This window comes from Cytobacillus sp. GQ23, from assembly GCF_059758675.1.
The window spans coordinates 73,230-91,380 of sequence record NZ_JCAXER010000022.1; the positions used below are offsets into that span (position 1 = coordinate 73,230).

General features: G+C 36.8%; 17 protein-coding genes and 1 tRNA gene. 14 read left to right on the plus strand and 4 right to left on the minus strand.

From position 1 onward, the window contains the following. Positions 1–542 precede the first annotated feature (542 nt). From AC6CHU_RS18250 to galU, 13 genes are all read left to right on the plus strand, one after another. Positions 543–1,889, plus strand: coding sequence for a cytochrome ubiquinol oxidase subunit I (locus tag AC6CHU_RS18250; protein ID WP_159871151.1), 1,347 nt, complete (start codon positions 543–545; stop codon positions 1,887–1,889). Beyond that, the gene (locus AC6CHU_RS18255) at positions 1,886–2,911 is read left to right on the plus strand and encodes a cytochrome d ubiquinol oxidase subunit II (RefSeq protein WP_251284856.1); all 1,026 of its coding nucleotides are present in this window, start codon (positions 1,886–1,888) and stop codon (positions 2,909–2,911) included. Before AC6CHU_RS18250 ends, AC6CHU_RS18255 begins: the two co-directional genes overlap by 4 nt. Positions 2,912–2,923: 12 nt before the next feature. Next, complete coding sequence (cydS, locus tag AC6CHU_RS18260) at positions 2,924–3,025, plus strand: cytochrome bd oxidase small subunit CydS family protein (RefSeq protein WP_396399520.1); 102 nt, start codon at positions 2,924–2,926, stop codon at positions 3,023–3,025. A gap of 516 nt (positions 3,026–3,541) precedes the next feature. Then, positions 3,542–4,465, plus strand: coding sequence for an NAD-dependent epimerase/dehydratase family protein (locus AC6CHU_RS18265; RefSeq protein ID WP_251284857.1), 924 nt, complete (start codon positions 3,542–3,544; stop codon positions 4,463–4,465). A gap of 17 nt (positions 4,466–4,482) precedes the next feature. Next, the gene (locus tag AC6CHU_RS18270; protein ID WP_251284858.1) at positions 4,483–5,223 is read left to right on the plus strand and encodes a YveK family protein; all 741 of its coding nucleotides are present in this window, start codon (positions 4,483–4,485) and stop codon (positions 5,221–5,223) included. Continuing rightward, positions 5,216–5,857, plus strand: a complete 642-nt coding sequence (locus AC6CHU_RS18275; RefSeq protein ID WP_251284859.1) for a CpsD/CapB family tyrosine-protein kinase — start codon at positions 5,216–5,218, stop codon at positions 5,855–5,857. The genes AC6CHU_RS18270 and AC6CHU_RS18275 overlap by 8 nt, the downstream gene beginning before the upstream one ends. Positions 5,858–5,886: 29 nt before the next feature. Continuing rightward, positions 5,887–7,338: an oligosaccharide flippase family protein gene (locus AC6CHU_RS18280; RefSeq protein ID WP_498122563.1), complete on the plus strand. Its 1,452-nt coding sequence runs from the start codon at positions 5,887–5,889 to the stop codon at positions 7,336–7,338. A 1-nt stretch (position 7,339) separates the two neighbouring features. Further along, a complete protein-coding gene (locus AC6CHU_RS18285; RefSeq protein WP_251284987.1) occupies positions 7,340–8,575 on the plus strand; it encodes an O-antigen ligase family protein in 1,236 nt (411 codons plus the stop codon). A 34-nt stretch (positions 8,576–8,609) separates the two neighbouring features. Then, entirely contained in the window at positions 8,610–9,662 is a 1,053-nt protein-coding gene (locus AC6CHU_RS18290; protein WP_251284986.1) for a glycosyltransferase family 4 protein, read from the plus strand. Between the two features lie 82 nt (positions 9,663–9,744). Beyond that, positions 9,745–11,103, plus strand: a complete 1,359-nt coding sequence (locus AC6CHU_RS18295) for a sugar transferase (protein ID WP_498122564.1) — start codon at positions 9,745–9,747, stop codon at positions 11,101–11,103. Positions 11,104–11,173: 70 nt separating this feature from the next. Further along, positions 11,174–11,947, plus strand: coding sequence for a glycosyltransferase family 2 protein (locus AC6CHU_RS18300; RefSeq protein ID WP_159871121.1), 774 nt, complete (start codon positions 11,174–11,176; stop codon positions 11,945–11,947). A 143-nt stretch (positions 11,948–12,090) separates the two neighbouring features. Continuing rightward, positions 12,091–12,948, plus strand: a complete 858-nt coding sequence (locus AC6CHU_RS18305) for a hypothetical protein (protein ID WP_159871118.1) — start codon at positions 12,091–12,093, stop codon at positions 12,946–12,948. A gap of 182 nt (positions 12,949–13,130) precedes the next feature. Then, entirely contained in the window at positions 13,131–14,018 is an 888-nt protein-coding gene (gene galU / locus AC6CHU_RS18310; protein WP_498122565.1) for a UTP--glucose-1-phosphate uridylyltransferase GalU, read from the plus strand. A gap of 589 nt (positions 14,019–14,607) precedes the next feature. Here galU and AC6CHU_RS18315 read toward each other — a convergent pair. From AC6CHU_RS18315 to AC6CHU_RS18325, 3 genes are all read right to left on the minus strand, one after another. Then, complete coding sequence (locus AC6CHU_RS18315; protein WP_498122566.1) at positions 14,608–15,087, minus strand: hypothetical protein; 480 nt, start codon at positions 15,085–15,087, stop codon at positions 14,608–14,610. Positions 15,088–15,265: 178 nt separating this feature from the next. Continuing rightward, positions 15,266–15,338 (minus strand) — tRNA-Ala (locus tag AC6CHU_RS18320). Positions 15,339–15,405: 67 nt separating this feature from the next. Next, positions 15,406–16,104: an MgtC/SapB family protein gene (locus AC6CHU_RS18325; RefSeq protein ID WP_159871112.1), complete on the minus strand. Its 699-nt coding sequence runs from the start codon at positions 16,102–16,104 to the stop codon at positions 15,406–15,408. 131 nt (positions 16,105–16,235) lie between these two features. Here AC6CHU_RS18325 and AC6CHU_RS18330 point away from each other — a divergent pair, with 131 nt between their 5' ends. Further along, entirely contained in the window at positions 16,236–17,150 is a 915-nt protein-coding gene (locus tag AC6CHU_RS18330; RefSeq protein ID WP_159871109.1) for a DMT family transporter, read from the plus strand. Between the two features lie 56 nt (positions 17,151–17,206). Here the strand turns inward: AC6CHU_RS18330 and AC6CHU_RS18335 are convergent, their stop codons facing one another. After that, a complete protein-coding gene (locus AC6CHU_RS18335) occupies positions 17,207–17,347 on the minus strand; it encodes a hypothetical protein (RefSeq protein WP_251285008.1) in 141 nt (46 codons plus the stop codon). Positions 17,348–18,151: the final 804 nt, after the last annotated feature.

Below are 18,151 nucleotides of genomic sequence, written 5' to 3' on the forward strand. Positions count from 1 at the left end.
TAAACTTAAAGGGGTTGAACAGATTAATATTAAAAGGCTGGGTATTAGGACAAGCCTAAAGTGTTAACCTTGCAGTTCCTTTAATAAAGTAATTGCTTGCTAAAAAGCTCCCTCTACCCAAAGGTTTATGTAGTGTAGTAATGAAGGGATCACATTATTGATGGCAAGAAGCAGGATGGTAAATGCGCCAGAATCAGCGGATAAGTAGTTATTCTGGAAGTTAGATAAAATAACCTGAATGAAACTTGGCATTGGCAAATTCCAATGTCCTTTTCGTTTTAATTGCTTTACTAGAGGGAATAGGAAGCTATAAAAGAAAATACATATGATTTCATACTTTCCCCATATAAATGTTGGTTTAGCGTCACAGCTTTTCCTTCAAAACAATGGAATAATGTGATGTAATGAGCAATCAAGAGGAGTGAGTGAATGTATAAAAAACAGGAACGCATTTTGATGTGGCTTGCTTTTACAGTGGCCATCATTATGGGGCTTTCTTTTATTGGACGCATTTTTGCAGGATAGGAAAAGGAGAATGTTAAATGGGAAATGAAGAATCAGTTTTTTTCAGCCGTGTCTTAACAGAGCTGACATTATCCTTCCATATCATTTACGCAACCATCGGTGTCGGCATCCCGCTCATGATTATGATTGCGCAATGGGTGGGAATCAAAAAGCAGGATGAACATTATATTCTGCTCGCTAGAAGGTGGACGAGAGGCTTTGTCATTACAGTGGCTGTCGGAGTTGTTACCGGCACTGCCATCGGGCTCCAGCTCTCATTGCTGTGGCCTAACTTTATGGAACTTGCAGGCAATGTCATTGCGCTGCCTCTGTTTATGGAGACATTTGCTTTTTTCTTTGAGGCTATTTTCCTCGGGATCTATCTTTATACATGGGATCGGTTTGAGAATCAGAAGAAGCATTTGCTTTTATTAATCCCGGTCGCAATAGGGGCATCTTTTTCAGCTATTTTCATTACAATTGTAAATGCTTTTATGAACGCGCCGCAGGGCTTTGATGTTGTGAATGGCCAGCTTGTTAATATTAACCCGGTCCTGGCGATGTTCACGCCTGCCATGCCGACGAAAGTTGCGCATGTGCTGTCCACTGCCTATATGACTTCAGCATTTGTTCTGGCATCAATAGGTGCTTATCGCCTTTTGAAAGGATCAAATCATATTTATCATAAAAAGGCATTGATGCTTACAATGAAAATTGGATTGATTTTCTCGATCGCTACAGCTGTAATTGGTGACTTCTCAGGAAAATATCTTGCTGAATACCAGCCTGAAAAACTGGCTGCTGCTGAGTGGCATTTTGAAACAGAAGAAGGGGCACCGTTAATGCTATATGGGGTTCTCGATGACGGTGAAGTGAAATATGCAATTAAAATTCCATATGCACTCAGCATTCTTGCTCACAGCAATCCGAATGCAGAAGTAATTGGACTCGATCAATTTCCGGAAGATGAAATTCCGCCGCTTTATATCCATTATTTATTTGACCTCATGGTGACCATAGGAATGTGGATGACGGCACTTTCACTCATCTATGTCCTGGGTACCTGGTTTAAAATGCGTTTTGTTGCGGCGAAATGGTTCCGCTGGCTGATTGTTCTGGGCGGGCCGTTATCAATTATTGCAATTGAAGCAGGCTGGTGGCTTGCGGAAGTGGGCCGGCAGCCGTGGATTCTCAGGGGGATTATGCGCACGGAGGATGCTGCCACTTCAAGCGGCCAGGTAGACCTGATGCTTCTGCTGTTTGCAGGTTTATATCTCGTGCTGGCAATCGGAAGCATCATTGTCCTCACCAGAATGTTCCGCAAAAATCCGGTCGAACAGGAATTGGCTGACCGTGAGCTGGAGAAAGAAGGTGAGGTTCGATGACATTAGAGATCATTGGAATTTCCGTCTTATGGCTGTTTCTATTCGGCTATGTCATCGTTGCTTCTATTGACTTTGGGGCAGGATTTTTCAACGCATACAGTCTATTCCGCGGAAAACAGCATATTTTAACGCGAATCATACAGCGGTATTTATCTCCGGTATGGGAAGTTACAAATGTGTTCCTGGTTTTCTTCTTCGTTGGCATTGTCGGGTTCTTCCCAAAAACTGCCTACTATTATGGAACGATCCTTCTGGTGCCGGCAAGCATAGCTGTAGTCCTGCTTGCCATTCGAGGTTCGTATTATGCTTTTACCACCTACGGCGGACTGAAGCAAAAGAGATGGACCTATCTGTATGGGCTTTCAGGTCTTTTCATTCCTGCATCCTTATCCATAGTCCTGACCATTTCAGAAGGCGGATTCGTTAGTGAGACTTCATCAGGGCTGGAGCTTGACTATTGGACATTGTTCACAAGCCCGCTGACTTGGAGCATAGTTGTGCTGAGTATTGCAGCGGTATTATATATATCAGCTGTGTTCCTGACCTGGTATGCCAATAAAGCAAACGATGAACCTGCCACAGAGCTGCTGAGAAAATACGCTCTAATATGGGCAGTACCTGCAATCGTGACAGCGACAGGCATCATTGTCGAACTAAGGGACCACAACCCTGAACATTTCAGCAGATTAATGGAGCTGTGGTGGCTGTTTGGCATCTCCTTCCTGCTGTTTGCAGGGACGGTTTATCTGATTTGGAAGAAAAGAAACTATGGCCTTGCATTCGGGCTGCTGACAGGGCAATTCTTTGTGGCCTTCTTTGCCTATGGGATCTCGCATTATCCGTATCTGCTTTATCCGTACCTGACGATTTATGATGGTTTCACAAACGAAGCCATGGCAATCGCGCTGGTCATTGCCTTCATAGCAGGATTCGGATTGCTTCTGCCTTCCCTTTATCTGCTGCTCAGGCTGTTTCTTTTCAATAAAGACTATGTTCAGGGAAAGCGTGACGACCATGCATAGGAGGGGAGAAACATGGCGGAATTTGTGATGTTTTATGCACCGTTTATCGTGATCGCTGGTTCTATAGCGGCGGCTTTTTGGCTGGCGGGGAAGGATGAAAGAGTGGAAGAGTAAAAAAATTGCAAGGTCTGAAACAGACCTTGCAATTTTTTATTTAGCATGTTTGAAGCAATTCAGATATTTTGAAGATGTTAAAGTCAGCGGGACATTTAGTATCCAGTTACAGCATAAGGCTGTAACTTTTAATAGATATTCCATTTAAAGATCAAGGGACTGCATTTCGAAAGAGAGAAATTGGTGGTACTTTTCTTTTATCTAAAACACCATATAGCAGGACTTTAATATTAGATATCAATCACAGCGCTCTATGAGAGATAAATTTTAGTGGAAGAAAGGCTGTCCACTTATCCTATGGACAGCTTTTCTTGTTTATGTCCTGTGAAAAATAATTAGAATGGACTATGTTTTCTCGTTTGATACTGGATATTATTTGAAAATGTTAGTAAAAAAGTATGGTTATATAATGATTGGGACTACATATATTTTTTTTAGGGCCAAGTCTTCTTCCAGAAATGGTCATGACTAACTGCATTTCGGGGAAGAAATTCTTTAAATGGAAAGGTGAAAACAATGAAGGTTTTGTTAACAGGAGGAGCAGGGTTTATTGGTTCCCACATTGCCGAAGAGCTAATTAAAGAAGATTATGAGGTCGTTATTTTGGACAGTTTAGTAACTGGTCAAGAATTAAATATTCCTGCCGGAGCTAGATTCTACCATATTGATATACGCGGCAATTTAGATCCAATTTTCTTGGCGGAAAAACCGGATTATGTAATTCATCAAGCTGCACAAGTGTCAGTTTCCAATTCATTGACTCATCCTAAATTAGATGGAGAATCAAATATTATTGGAACTATCAATCTCTTAAATGCCTGTGTAAGGCATCAAACGAAGAAATTTATATTCGCATCCACAGCTGCATTATATGGAAATCCCAACTATTTATCAATTGACGAAGAACATCCTGTATTACCTAAATCCTTTTATGGTTTATCAAAACTGAATGCTGAATCCTATATTAAGCTTTTTTCAGAACTGTATGGACTGTCTTACACGATTTTACGGTACTCAAATGTTTATGGCATGAGGCAGGATACAAATGGTGAAGCCGGAGTTGTAGCTATTTTCATTAAGAGGGCAATAACAGGACAATCATTAAATATTCATGGAGATGGTTTCCAGACAAGAGATTTTGTGTTTGTAAAGGATGTTGCCAAAGCAAATGCAGCAGCTATTCTTTATGGTGAAAATGAAGTAATTAACATAAGTAATAATACTCAAACTTCCATAAAAGATATTGTAAGCGAGTTGAACTATCTATTAGATTCTGAGATTATGCCAATTTACGGTCAGGAAAGGAAAGGGGATATAAGGCATAGCTGTCTATCAAATAAAAAAGCAATTAAATTGCTGAAATGGGAGCCCAGGTATTCTTTTATAGATGGGTTAAGAGAAACGGTTGCCTCTATGGGCCAAATTCAATTAAAGGCATAAAAGTTTTGGAGGTTTCCATGAACGAACATATAGATCTCAAAACATTTTTCAGGATAATCAAAAAAAGATGGCTGACTATTATTTTTACTGTAATTTGTCTTTTCCTTCTGACTTCGGGACTGTCCATTTATGTTATAAAGCCTACCTATGAAGCAACGGAGAATATACTTATCGGCAAGCTGACAAAAAAGGATGGCCAATATGGAGATTCACAGGAGTTAAATATGCTGCTGGCTTCAACAATAGACCTTATAAAGAGCCCCGTTGTACTAAATTCAGTTAAAGAACAGTTTAATTTGGGAGATGATGATCTAGATAAAAAGCTAGCTGTCCAAAACAATCGAGATTCGCAAATAGTTAATGTAGTGGTACGAGGCCACGATAGGGAGAAAACCAAAGAAATTGCCAATACGATTGCCAAAACAACTGTTAATAAAATGAATGCTCAGTTTGATGTGCAGGATATAAAGCTATTAAGCGACAATGAAACAGATCCATCCATTAAAGTTGTCGGAAGTTTGTCATTGAATATCGCAATAGGTCTGGTAATAGGCCTATTTCTTGGAGTGGGACTTGCCATGTGGCGAGAGTATTGGGATGAATCAATAAAAAATATTAACGAAGTAGAAATGACTTTGGGACTTCCTGTCCTGGGACAGGTAAATTTAAAAAAAGGCAAAAGAATGTATAAGGATAAATCCGGAAATAAATATCAGGCATCCTTAGAAAATAATGAAGGGAGACAAAACGGTGTTTAAAAAAAAGAAAATAAAAAAATATACCAAGATGATCCACCAAAGTGGCCATTCAATATGTTCAGAGCAAATTCGTATGATTAGCACTTATATAGATCATTTATATGATAATGAATCCCAATTATTAATGGTAACTTCCCCCAATGAGGAGGAACAGAAATCTATTATATCTTCTAAATTGGCCATTGCTTTTGTTGAACAGGGAAAAAAAGTGCTTTTGGTTGATGCGAATATTCGCAGCCCTTCACTCCATCATTGGTTTCAGTTGAAGAATGAAAGTGGCTTTACGAATGCAGTCAGGAATGTGGAAAGCCTTCAACTAAATAGTAAAGAGACAATTATTAATAATTTATTCGTAATGCCTGCAGGACCAATTCCTTTAAATCCATCAGATGTATGGGTGGCCAGCAAAATCAAGGATATGACGAGCTGCTGCAGGACAGAATACGATGTTGTTATCTTTGAGGCACCTCCTATTTTATCTGTATCAGATTCTCAAGTGTTAGCGAGTTATTGCGATGGAACTATATTAGTACTTAAGGAAAACAAGACAAAGAAAGATGATGCCTTCAAGGCAAAAATGAAATTAGAAAGGAAAAACAGCAAAATATTAGGGGTTATCTATCAAACAGGTTAATGCCTACTAACGCGCGGGTGGCTATGCTATTGAAAAAATTTCAGAAACATACAATAGGAAAAAATATATTCCACTTATTTTATAGTACTGCCCTATCGAGTAGTTTAAATGCTGCTTCTTTAATTATTTTAGCTAATTATTTGCAATCCTATTATTATGGCATGTTTAGTGTTGCATTAGCTTTTGCAATGATTATGGGTTATTTAACAGATTCAGGGCTGAACAGCATTGTGTTAAGAGAAGGATCTAAGAAAGATGTGGACCTATCGGTTCTAATTTCATCTTATTTGAAGGTTAGGATCATTTTACTTGCTGTTTCTTTTATATGTGGATTTGCCATCATTCATTTTTCAAATTCGTGGAATAAAGAGTTTATTTTAACCTCCTATTTTTTAATTATACCCATGGTGCTTGGCCTTACTCTGCAAAGTATTGGAACCATATTCTTTCAAATGATTGAGAGAATGCACTATTGCGGCTTAATCCGCATTGTGGCTTCTGTTTGTTTAGTTTTAACACTGTCTGCTGGATTAATATTTAATTTAAACCATTTATTTATCTGTACTCTATATGGATTGTCTTACCTGGCAGCTGGAGTATTTGGAATTTATAAAGTACGCCAATACGTACAAATACGAATGAAAAGTTCGTTTCATAAGGGACTATTACGAAATATTGGATCATTTTCACTTGGAGGCCTTCTTTTTGTCATTCTTCCTCATTTAGGCCCTCTTATTATAGGTAAAACCTTGACTCTAAGTGAAGTAGGCATATTTGCAGTTGCATACCGTATCCCCCAAGCATTGCAGCAAATCCCTTTTATTGTAGCAGGAGCATACTACCCAGTGTTATTCAGGGCATTTAATAATAATCAACTAGAGGAGCACTTACATAAGAACATCACTCTTATTAAGCTAATGGCTTTAGCTGGTATTGCGATAACTGTTCCTTTGTTCGCTAAACCAGAGGCAGTTATTCATTTATTATTCGGTGAAATGTGGATTGCTGCATCATTTCCGCTAAAAATTTTATCTTTAATGGTTACTTTACAGGCAATAAATATTGCATTAGCTGACGGACTGACTACCAGGGGGCTGCAATCTTACCGAACTGTTATACAGGCCATAGCCATTATTACAGGCATCTATTTATATATACAGTTCAGTAATTCATACGGCATAGCCGGTGCTGCAATTGCAGGAGCGTCAATTGAAGGAATTGCACTTTTGGGGTTTTGGATCTGTAATCCTAGTCGCTGGATAATTGCAAAAAAAGCCTTATTTCCTTATTTAATATTTTTTGCTTTATGCACCTCCGGTATAAATCTTTTTACTGATTATCACTCTTTCATCGTCTTTATGATTCAAATTCTTCTATTGGTTCTAGTCATTTTTATAGATAAAGAAATGAAGGGTATGATTCTCGGTGTCCTGATAAGAGTACTCAATAGATGGAAAGCCAAGGAAACGCAGGGAGGATAAGATGGACCACGGTATTATGATAAGAAAACAAAAAGCCAGCTTCACGGTTTTCATTCTTTTTTTGCTCGTAACTATGGCGAATTATTATATTTACATCGGTTTTGCCATAAAGCCATACTTAATATTTTCTATATTATATTTACTAGTCCATATAAGTTCATTTTATTTTCAGCGTCTGCATGGATTTGAGGTAGCGATGCTAATTTTTTACTTAGTATATAGCTATACAGGAGCGTTTGCGTTATATCCTTCTGCAAGTATAAGAATTTTATTAGGTATTATTCTTTATATTTCTTGTTATTTCATAATTAAATCAATAATTGGTCATACAAATAATTGGACTATCGAAAGAGCAATTGCCGATGCAGGTATCGTTTTTAATACCCTAAGCCTAATTTTATATTTAATGGGGCTGCAGAGACTTGGCTTTGACTTAGAGGGTGACAGAATCTATGAGTTGGGTGTGATGCTTGATCGTAATTACCCAAGGCTAATCGGGGTACTTCAGGATCCAAATTATTTTGTCTTTTATAATACTCTCTTTTTCTCTTATTTTTTATGCCATTCAAAACCCATGAAAAATAAAGCAGGATTGCTGCTTTGTATCCTGACAAATTTATTAACCTTTTCAAGAGGAGGACTATTAGTATTAATAATTACACTATGCCTATACATTTTGAAAGATAAGCCCTTAAAAAAGATAAAGCTTCTAGCTGGAATGGTTGTTTTTCTATCAGCTGCTGCTTACCTTGTGGTCTTCTATATGAAATTAAATCTTTTCAGTATTTTAGGATCTAGAATAGAAGATCTGGCAAAGGATGGTGGAAGCGGAAGATTGGAATTATGGGGAAGAGCCTGGGAATTCTTTGTTTCCTATAAGTATATAGGAATCGGAGCTTATAATTTTCCTGAATATAATTCATTTCGATATGGTGATTCGCTTCAGGTACATAACACCTTTTTGGAGATTTTGTCAGAATCGGGTTTAATCGGCATCTCTTGTTTCTGTGTGTTTATCCTTACAGTTTTTATGCAATTAATCCAAAGTAAGTTATATAGAAACAAACCATATCTCTTACTTACTTTTGTTGGAATAATACTTCAAATGGGATTCCTTTCAATTATTATTAACGATATGTTTTTTCTGTATCTAGCTATCCTATCAACCTATATGCATCATGAGCGGAACAAAAGTCAAATGAAACAGAGAGATCCTGGGTTCTATTCTCTCCCATAATTGAAAAGTAAATGGAATGGGGATGTGGAAAAGATTGAGAATATTGGTCATTACAGACAAATTAGATTTCGGTGGAGCTGAAATGTATTTTTGTAAATTAGAGAACCTCTTGCATGACTCAAATATCACTTTTCACTTTGCTGCAGGCAACGGCCAATTGTACGAAAGAATCAAAAATAAACAGCGTTTTCACGAACTAAGCAGAACAAGCCATATCCAAAATATAAAGAAATTGGTGAAAATCGTTTTAGAGGAGAAAATTGAACTGGTTCACGCTAATAGTTTAAGAATGGTTCTTTACTGTATATGTGCCAGAAAAATATCAACTATTAAATTTAAAATAATATATACAAAGCATAATGTAACAATATTGGAGAATAGGTGCCGCAGGGCTTTTGCCTTTTTAATAAACAGATGTGTTGAAAGAGTGATTACAGTAAGTGACTTCGAAAAAAACAGCCTTATGGAGGCTGGGATAAAGGCAAACAAAATTACGACTGTGTACAACGGGGTAGATTTAAATCAATTTGGCTTTATTCAAAAGGAGAAAGGTGATTTTTTTAAAATTGGTATATTAGCAAGATTATCTGAGGAAAAAAATCATGAATTATTTATTAGAATCGCAGATCAGTTAAGAGATATTCCGCATTTTAAATTTTATATTGCGGGTGATGGTCCGAGAAAGCAAAAAATTAAATCCATGATTGAAACCTGCAATCTGTCACATAAAATTAAATTGGTTGGTGCTGTAAACAGGCCGGAGGAATTTATTAAAAATATCGACATTCTGCTCTTAACTTCTTATCGTGAGGTATTCCCGATGGTTATTTTAGAGGCTATGGCTGTGGGAACCAACATTATTGCTATAGATCGTGGCGGTATAAAGGAAGCCATTTTTGAAAAAGAGACTGGTTTTTTAATAAGCAGCCATTCGGCAGATGAGTTTTGCCGAATAATACTAGAAATGGAATCGGATGAGTCACTTAAATATAAGTTAATTGAAAATGCCAGAAGAAAAGTGGAGGAGGAATTCTCATTAGATAAGATGGTGGAAAATACTTTAAGGGAGTACAGGAAGTGTTATTAATAGGTGATTTTATAAATCCGCTCTCTAATTTGAGAATTTTGCAAACTTCCCTCAAGGACACTGTGAAAAGGAGTAGTGTAAATTGATCTTGGCCATTTTGGATATAGTATTGGTTTATTTAGGATATATAGCGACCATTTGGTTCTACCATGTCTTTTCAATACCTGCAGAATTAGAAATCACCTTAAATCTACTCTGGTTATTGGTCCCCTCAGCAACAGCTTTCATCTTTTTCTACTTCTTTGATTTATATAAAAATTTGCGCGGAAGTTCTTTAAAAAAGCAGATTTATTCTCGTATTTTACCCATTGTAATATTTTCAATATTTGTTTCCGCTGTATCCTTTTCAGGATCTTTCATGTTTTATCGAAAAAGCTTCTTCATTGAGGCCCTCATTATTCAAATTATCTTGCTTTCGGCTATTCATGGCGGAATATGGCTTATGGCTAATAAATTGCATGGCCGCAAAAGAGTAGTCATAATTTGTGAGGATGAAAAAACTGGCCAGTCTTTGGCACAAAAATTCAATAATCATAAATGGTTTGAAATATCAGGATATTTGCCTATAAATCAAATACCACATTTGGAAAACCATATAGATAAATTCGATGTATTTCTCCTCGCTCCTGCTGTAATTGGACAGTTAAAAAACGACATCCTCAATTTATGCATCAAGAACGAGAAGGAAGTCCTAATCGTTCCGCATGTTTCGGATTTGTTTATACATTCTGCTAAATCGCAACAGATTGGTGACATGCTTGTAATTTCAATTAATGCTCCTGGATTAAACATTTGGCAGCGGATAATTAAACGGTGTTTTGATGTATTCGCATGTATTATCCTGCTTGTACTTACAAGTCCTATTTTTTTAGCTCTGCTAATAATAATCCCGCTTACTTCTAGTGGTCCAGCTATATATAAACAAGAACGGATTGGGCTAAATGGAAAACCATATTGGATCTACAAATTCAGAAGTATGATACAGGATGCTGAAAAAATATCAGGTCCAGTATTAGCTGAAAATAATGATGCAAGGATAACAGCAATTGGAAGATTCATAAGGGCTATTCGTTTAGATGAGCTCCCTCAACTTCTTAATGTTTTGAAAGGGGAAATGAGCTTAATTGGTCCAAGACCGGAAAGAGAATTTTTCATTAGCCAATATAAGGAGAAACTTCCCTATTATTCTTATAGATTATCCGTCAAGCCGGGTATCACTGGTCTTGCTCAAGTATTAGCTTACTATTCTACGACTGCTGAGGATAAGCTGCGTTTTGATTTATTATATGTAAGGAATTACTCCTTTTCATTGGACATGAAAATTTTGTTTCAAACTTTACAAGTAGTTCTTCAGAGAGATAGAGCTCGAGGGTTAGTAAAGAACAGCGATTATGGACATCAGAGCCTAATTGAAAGCCTGGAACAAGACAGGGTAATTTAGATTACATGCTAATCAAAGTTTTTTTCTAAATCTACTTCACTTAAAAATGAATGCTGAGGAGATGGTATAAATGGGGACTTCAAATCAGGATCTTGTTTCGATCATTACTCCGACATATAATTCTTCAAACTATATTTGCTCTGCATTACAATCCGTTATGACACAAACTTTTCAGAACTGGGAATTGATTATCATTGATGATTGTTCTTATGATGATACTTTAGAGAAAGTAAAAAAAGAGATGCGGGGTGAATCCAGAATTAAAGTAATACAACTGCAAGAAAATAAGGGCCCTGCCTATGCCAGAAATATAGGTATTGCTGCAGCAAAAGGGAATTACTTAGCCTTTCTTGATAGTGACGATATTTGGCTTCCGCAAAAATTAGAGAGACAGCTAAAGTTTATGAAAAAAAATCACATTGCTTTTTCGTATACAAGTTACAGAATAATTAGTGAAAAAGAGGGAAAAGCAAAAGAAATTATTAATATACCGCCATGTACGACTTATCATAGTTTACTAAAAAATACGGCGATAGGGACACTTACTGTAATGCTTGATACAAGACAATTAGGGATGGTGCAAATGCCTCTATATAGAGATTGTTCAGAGGATTTCGGACTTTGGCTATCCATTTTATCTAAAGGGATCTATGCTTATGGGTTAGATGAAGAGTTGGCTATTTATAGAAAGAGAGAGCATTCCCTCTCAGGCAATAAACTTAAATCTGCTAAAAAAACATGGAATACCTATAGGAAAGTAGAGAAAATTAATTTCGCTTCAGCATTATGGTATTTTGCAAATTACTCTTTCAATGCCCTAAAGAAGCATTCATTGATCAGTTAATAGATAACAGTTAGCCGGCTCACAGGGGCGGGCTCTTTTTTATGCCCAATTAATATATTTATTTTAGCGCTTGTGTTATTCGCTTATCCCTTAAATAAAAGAATACATACAATAGAGTAATAAATCAGAAGGGGTGACCGACAATGGCAGGAGATCCAAATGTTGTTTACGTCGAAGATTTTGGCGGCAGTACAGCCCAATCGAAAGTCCAGGCGGCCATAAATTTCGCCTTTCAAAACAATAAAAAAACAGTTATTGCAGCAAATAAAGATTATTACATGACAGGTAACGTTATTATCAAGCAGGGTGTGAAACTGCAGGGCAGTTATGGGACGAGATTTGTCATAGGTGCAAACGTTAGAGGGTTTGAGCTGGAGAGGGATGCTTCTCTATGGAACACCAGGATTATGGTGGATTATAAAGGATACACCAAAGAGGTTATTTATTTGGACGGAAAGCATAAGTACTATAACACATGGCATAATACTTCACTAAAGAACCTTGTAATAGTAAATTGGTCTGGAACAGTATCGGGAACTGGAATTTACTTGTATTCAGGAGGAAGTGGTCATGAAATCTCGTTTGTGAATTTTACGGATATCAAAATTGTAGGTTTTACGAAAGGACTTTATTTAAAAGCAGTTAAACCTGCAAGCGGATTTGCATACGTTAATGCAAATCGCTTTGATAAGATTTCTTTGGATGATTGCATTGATAATATTATTTTGGAAGGAAGCGAAACCATTCCAAATGAATGCAGCGGAAATTCCTTCACAAATTTACAGATACAGCCAACCTCCAACACTATACGAATTATGACCATTCAGGGGCAAATTAATAAAGTTGACGGAATTTGCTGGGATCTGCATCAAATTCAGCATTCGGACCCTATTTTTATATTTAAAGCAGAAAGCAACTATAATTATTTAGACATGAGATCCATACCCGCAAATAGAATATTAAATAGCGGAAAATCGGGTAACCGGTTCGAAACACTTTAACTAGCATTTAAGAAAGGTAAAGATTCGACATGTGGGTTTAAAAATTCTACTAAAAGAATACTGCCTTTCTAGCAGTTTATTTGAAGTTCTTCTTCTGTTTATTTGTAGTAGTGCATATTAATAGTATTACAAGAAAAGGGAGTACAAATACTGGTAAAGGCGTTTTTAGGGGGAGATCTTAAATGAAAATTCGAAAAGCAATCATTCCGGCAGCGGGATTGGGGACTAGATTTTTACCGGCAACTAAATCACAGCCAAAGGAAATGCTGCCCATTGTTGATAAGCCAACACTTCAATATATTGTAGAGGAAGCAGTGGAATCCGGAATAGAGGAAATTTTAATAATAACTGGAAGAAATAAAAGTTCGATTGAAGATCACTTTGATAAATCCTTAGAACTCGAACTTGAGCTCGAAGCAAAGAAAAAATATGAGTTACTAAATGTAGTACGCTCTATCTCAGAGATGATAAATATTCATTATATACGGCAAAAGGAACCAAAGGGGCTGGGCCATGCGGTTTATTGTGCGAAAAGTTTTATTGGCAATGAGCCCTTTGCTGTTCTATTAGGTGATGATATTGTTTATGGAAAAAAACCATGTTTAAAGCAATTAATAGACACCTATGAAGTATATAGAACAACAATTCTTGGAGTCCAAACAGTAAACACAAATGATATCAGTAAATACGGCATAATCCAGGGTGAATATATTAAAGAAAACATATACAAGGTGAACAGTCTGGTAGAAAAACCATCTATAACAAATGCTCCGTCTAATATAGCAATCCTTGGCAGATATATTATTACTCCTTCGATATTTGATATCCTCGAAAATATCCGTCCAGGATTAGGCGGTGAAATTCAGTTAACAGATGCACTAAAGGAATTGTCGAAGGCGGAATCACTATATGCGATTGATTTTGAAGGGACTAGGTATGATGTTGGGGACAAGCTGGGTTTTTTACAAGCTACAATTGATTTTGCGCTAAGAAGAGAAGATCTAAGAGAGGAATTCCTTAGCTATCTATTTCAAATTTTAAAAAATGAAAGAGAAATACTTATAAAATAATACTTTAATTAGGGGGCAGATCAAGGCTGGGTGATTAAAAGGTTTTTCGGGCGATAGAAAGATTTGTCTAAGGGCATTGATGATCAGGAAATACAAAGTGTTTTTTTTTTTTGGATTTTCCAAGGGTTTCTATTATAGAAATAACAGATATAATGTGGGTTGGTGTTATGCAGGAGAATAGTATGGAAGAGATTCATGCTTCTAGCTATTTCTCATGTGCAATGGTGATAAAAAATCTCTTGAACGACAGTTGGAGGTAAAGAAGGAATTATAATTGAGTCGGGGAGCAGATTTAACATTCAAGGATTGTGGCAAATGTACATAAGAAAAGGGTAAGTTGTTTAACAAAAACCTTAAAATGTAAATTGAAATTCGGGAAGTTCATCACAGTGATGAACTTCCCGAATAGCTCTTAATAGATTGTCCTTTCTTGCCATAGAAAAATCCCCTCAAGTAGCATTCTTTTCTCCATGGTTACCTGAAGGTTTTTTGAATGTCTACTTAAAAGGGACATTAACAGCATGTTTTGCCTGGCAGCTTTTTTCGGTATTATCCTAGTCACTAACCTAAGCTGAACATTTGAAGATGGTCAAGCTTGGGTTTGCTGAATTCCATTTTCTGTCCATTTTGTTTTTAAAGCAGAATTGTATGGAGTAAGGCTTTTTTCATCAGGATTATCAGCATCAAAACTTCCGATTTGATCAGCTTCTTTACTTTTTCTCACATAGGGAGTGTTAAAGACTTTATTTCTGTTAATTATATTTACATTAGTATGGGCTGGTTCCTTTTGTTTTTGCTCTTTTGCTTCCAGTGTCTCGAGGCAAATAAGTTCGTTTACTTCATTGGTGCGCTTTTCCTTAATCAATTTCCATGCAAGTGCAATACGTGCTTGCCAATTTCCTTCCAATACTTTCGCGATAGCTACAGCTTTTTTACTTTCCTGCGCTTCAGTATCACTAAAAGTCTTACCGGACATCTTATGCCTGTTTTTAAAAGCTGTAACAGTAAGTGCTGCTCCGGCGGCAGAAAGCAAAGATACCAAGATGATGGGCGCTGCTGGTTTTTTCATTGCTGAATCCCTCCATTTTGTTTCACTCTTTACCGTCCACATACCCTCTTTTTGAACTTGAATGCATCATATGTATAACCTATATTTTACAGATGTCCAAAAAGGAGTCAGAGCTAATATTAAATGGAGAAATGAAAAAAAAGCCTTGTGTTATCAAGGCTTTTAGGCGAAAACATTATGGAGAATAGGGGGCTCGAACCCCTGACCTCAACGCTGCCAGCGTTGCGCTCTCCCAGCTGAGCTAATCCCCCGGGTAGTGGTACAAGAAAAATTATAACCACATCAGGGCTATCTTGCAAGAGAAATTATTAAAAAAATTTACTGCATACTATCGATTTCCATGCACTGTACTCCAGGGATACTTGAAACGTTGAAATATACATCAGTGGTTCTCCTTTTATAGTCGACAGCAACAATCAGTTGAACGAGATGAAGGTGTTCATCTTCCAGGTCTTTGATGCGGATGTGTTTTACAGATATATCAAGATCTTTAATTGCAGGTATGATGTCAGCGATGTTTTCTTTATTCCTGACCTTTAGCTGCAGGTTGATTTCTTTTTCTCTTAAACGGCGGGGGCCGATTAAGCCCATAATAAATGGGATTACTTCTACTGATATGATCAGAAGGGCAACTCCTGCCATTGCCTCAATATAAAACCCAGCACCTACTGCAATTCCGATTCCTGCTGCTCCCCAGATTAAAGCTGCCGTTGTAAGACCTGAAATACTGTCATTTCCCCGTCTCAATATTACACCTGCACCCAAAAAGCCGATGCCTGAAACAATTTGGGCAGCTAAACGCAGAGGGTCCATGGTAATGTTGATGTCATCATTACCAGGAAACATATAAGCTGATTCAATAGATACAATGGTCAGCAGGCAGCTTACTATGGAAATAACTAAGCTGGTCTTGAGGCCGACCGGCTTTCTTTTTAATTCTCTCTCCAGGCCGATAATAAGACCCAGGACTGCTGAAATCCCCAGCTTCATTAATATTTCTATCTCTAAACTGCTCATAATATCTCCCGCTTTTTAAAGTATTATATATCCAAAATATGATCTAATAAAACCGTAGTAAAAGTTTAGCTGTACGTTGTAAAATGAAATATACCCTAATTATTAGAAATCCGACACAAGGAGTAAAAAAAATGTCTAATACAAAAATAAATCCCTATGTTGCCCTGGCAATTGGCGTCGTTTCTGTCTCTACTTCGGCTATATTGGTGAAGGTATCCAGCGCTCCATCGGGAGTCATAGCTTTTTACAGACTATTATTTTCTGTTCTTTTCATGTTGCCTGTATTTCTTATAAAGTATGTTCCGGAACTTCGTCTTATTACAAGGAGGGATTGGATCTATTCCATCATTGCCGGTGTTTTCCTAGCCTTGCATTTTATTCTCTGGTTTGAGTCCCTGAATTACACCTCTGTAGCCAGTTCTACAGTCCTTGTTACTCTCCAGCCTCTTTTTGCATTTGCAGGTACATATTTCTTTTTTAAAGAAAAGTTTACCTGGAAAGCGATATTAAGCGGGCTGCTCGCTATAGCGGGCAGTGTTATTATCAGCTGGGGAGATTTTCAAATCAGCGGGTCTGCTTTGTTCGGGGATATACTTGCTATCATTGCTTGTGCCCTTGTTACGGCTTATTTAATGTTTGGCCAGACAGTCAGAAAAAGGCTTTCACTCATCACATACACTTTTGTTGTTTATAGTATAAGCACTATTACATTGTTATTTTATGTGTTAATCGCCGGAGAACCTTTACTGCCGTATGGGACCAGTGATTGGGTATATTTTATCCTTCTAGCCCTTGTTCCTACCCTTCTTGGTCATACATTATTCAATTGGTCAATAAAGTGGCTTAGCACTTCAACTATTTCTATGGCTATATTATTCGAGCCGGTTGGTGCTGCTGTTTTAGCTTATTATTTGCTTCATGAGTCTATTATATGGACACAAATTCTTGGGGGTACAATTGTAATTGGAGGAATAACTCTGTTCATATTAGATGAGAGAAAGCTTCGGATGAAAGGATTGAAGAAAAAAACAACGGTTTCCGGATAAATGAAATCTTTATAGATATAATAGTGAAAAAATCTCCCTGAAATGGGGAGATTTTTTTATCTGAATACATAGGTCAGAGCTGAAAAAATAAATGCAGCTGTAACAGAAAAGATGAAGGTGCCTCCATGGACCTTTTCATCTGAGTCTGCAATTTTAATTCCCTCTGCATAAGCATAAGCAAACAAAAAAACAGCCATGATCACTGATATGTAGAGTGCTGCGGTTTCCAGTATGATTCACACCTTCCGTTTTAAATAGAGTTAATAGATATTATGAAAATTACCCTAAACTATTACTATTTCTTCTTTATACACTGAAATTATTTTAATTTTGAGTTTGGATTTTCTATAAGCAGTTATTATACTTCTTAGAAATATATTATTCTGTATGGTTGCTTTTAAAAGTGTGGAAAAGTGAACAAAGTTATCCACAGACTGTGTGTAACTCTGTTGACAACTGAAATAATAAGAATTTTACAGTGGATAAGTATGTGGGCATTTTTAATGAAGGATACAGATAATATGTTATTGATATAACTTATTCATGCAGGCGCAAGTTAAAAGCGTATTAATTTGATTAGCCGAACATGCACCTGTTATTAGATCTGGCTGCAGATCATTTAGATTATCTGCCGCTATCTTTAAGGGTCTCTTCTAATAAATTTGATTCCAAATCGCTCATCTAATAGTAGAAAGCTTAAATGAAAAATGCATGAGGAAATAAAACTAAACATTTTTGAAAAATTATATTGCAAACATTTAAAGAGTCGTGGTATATTAATTCTTGTCCTTAACAAGGCAAGTTGAACTGAGAAAAAACATTTAAAAAAGTTATTGACTTGTTTATGGATAACATGTTATATTAATAAAGTCGCTTCTAGGCGATCAGGCAAAATATAACAAAGAGAAAATTGATCTTTGAAAACTGAACGAACAATACGTCAACGTTTAATCATTAGTCTTTTTCGAAAAGGCAATCGAGCTATATCAACTCTTATTTGG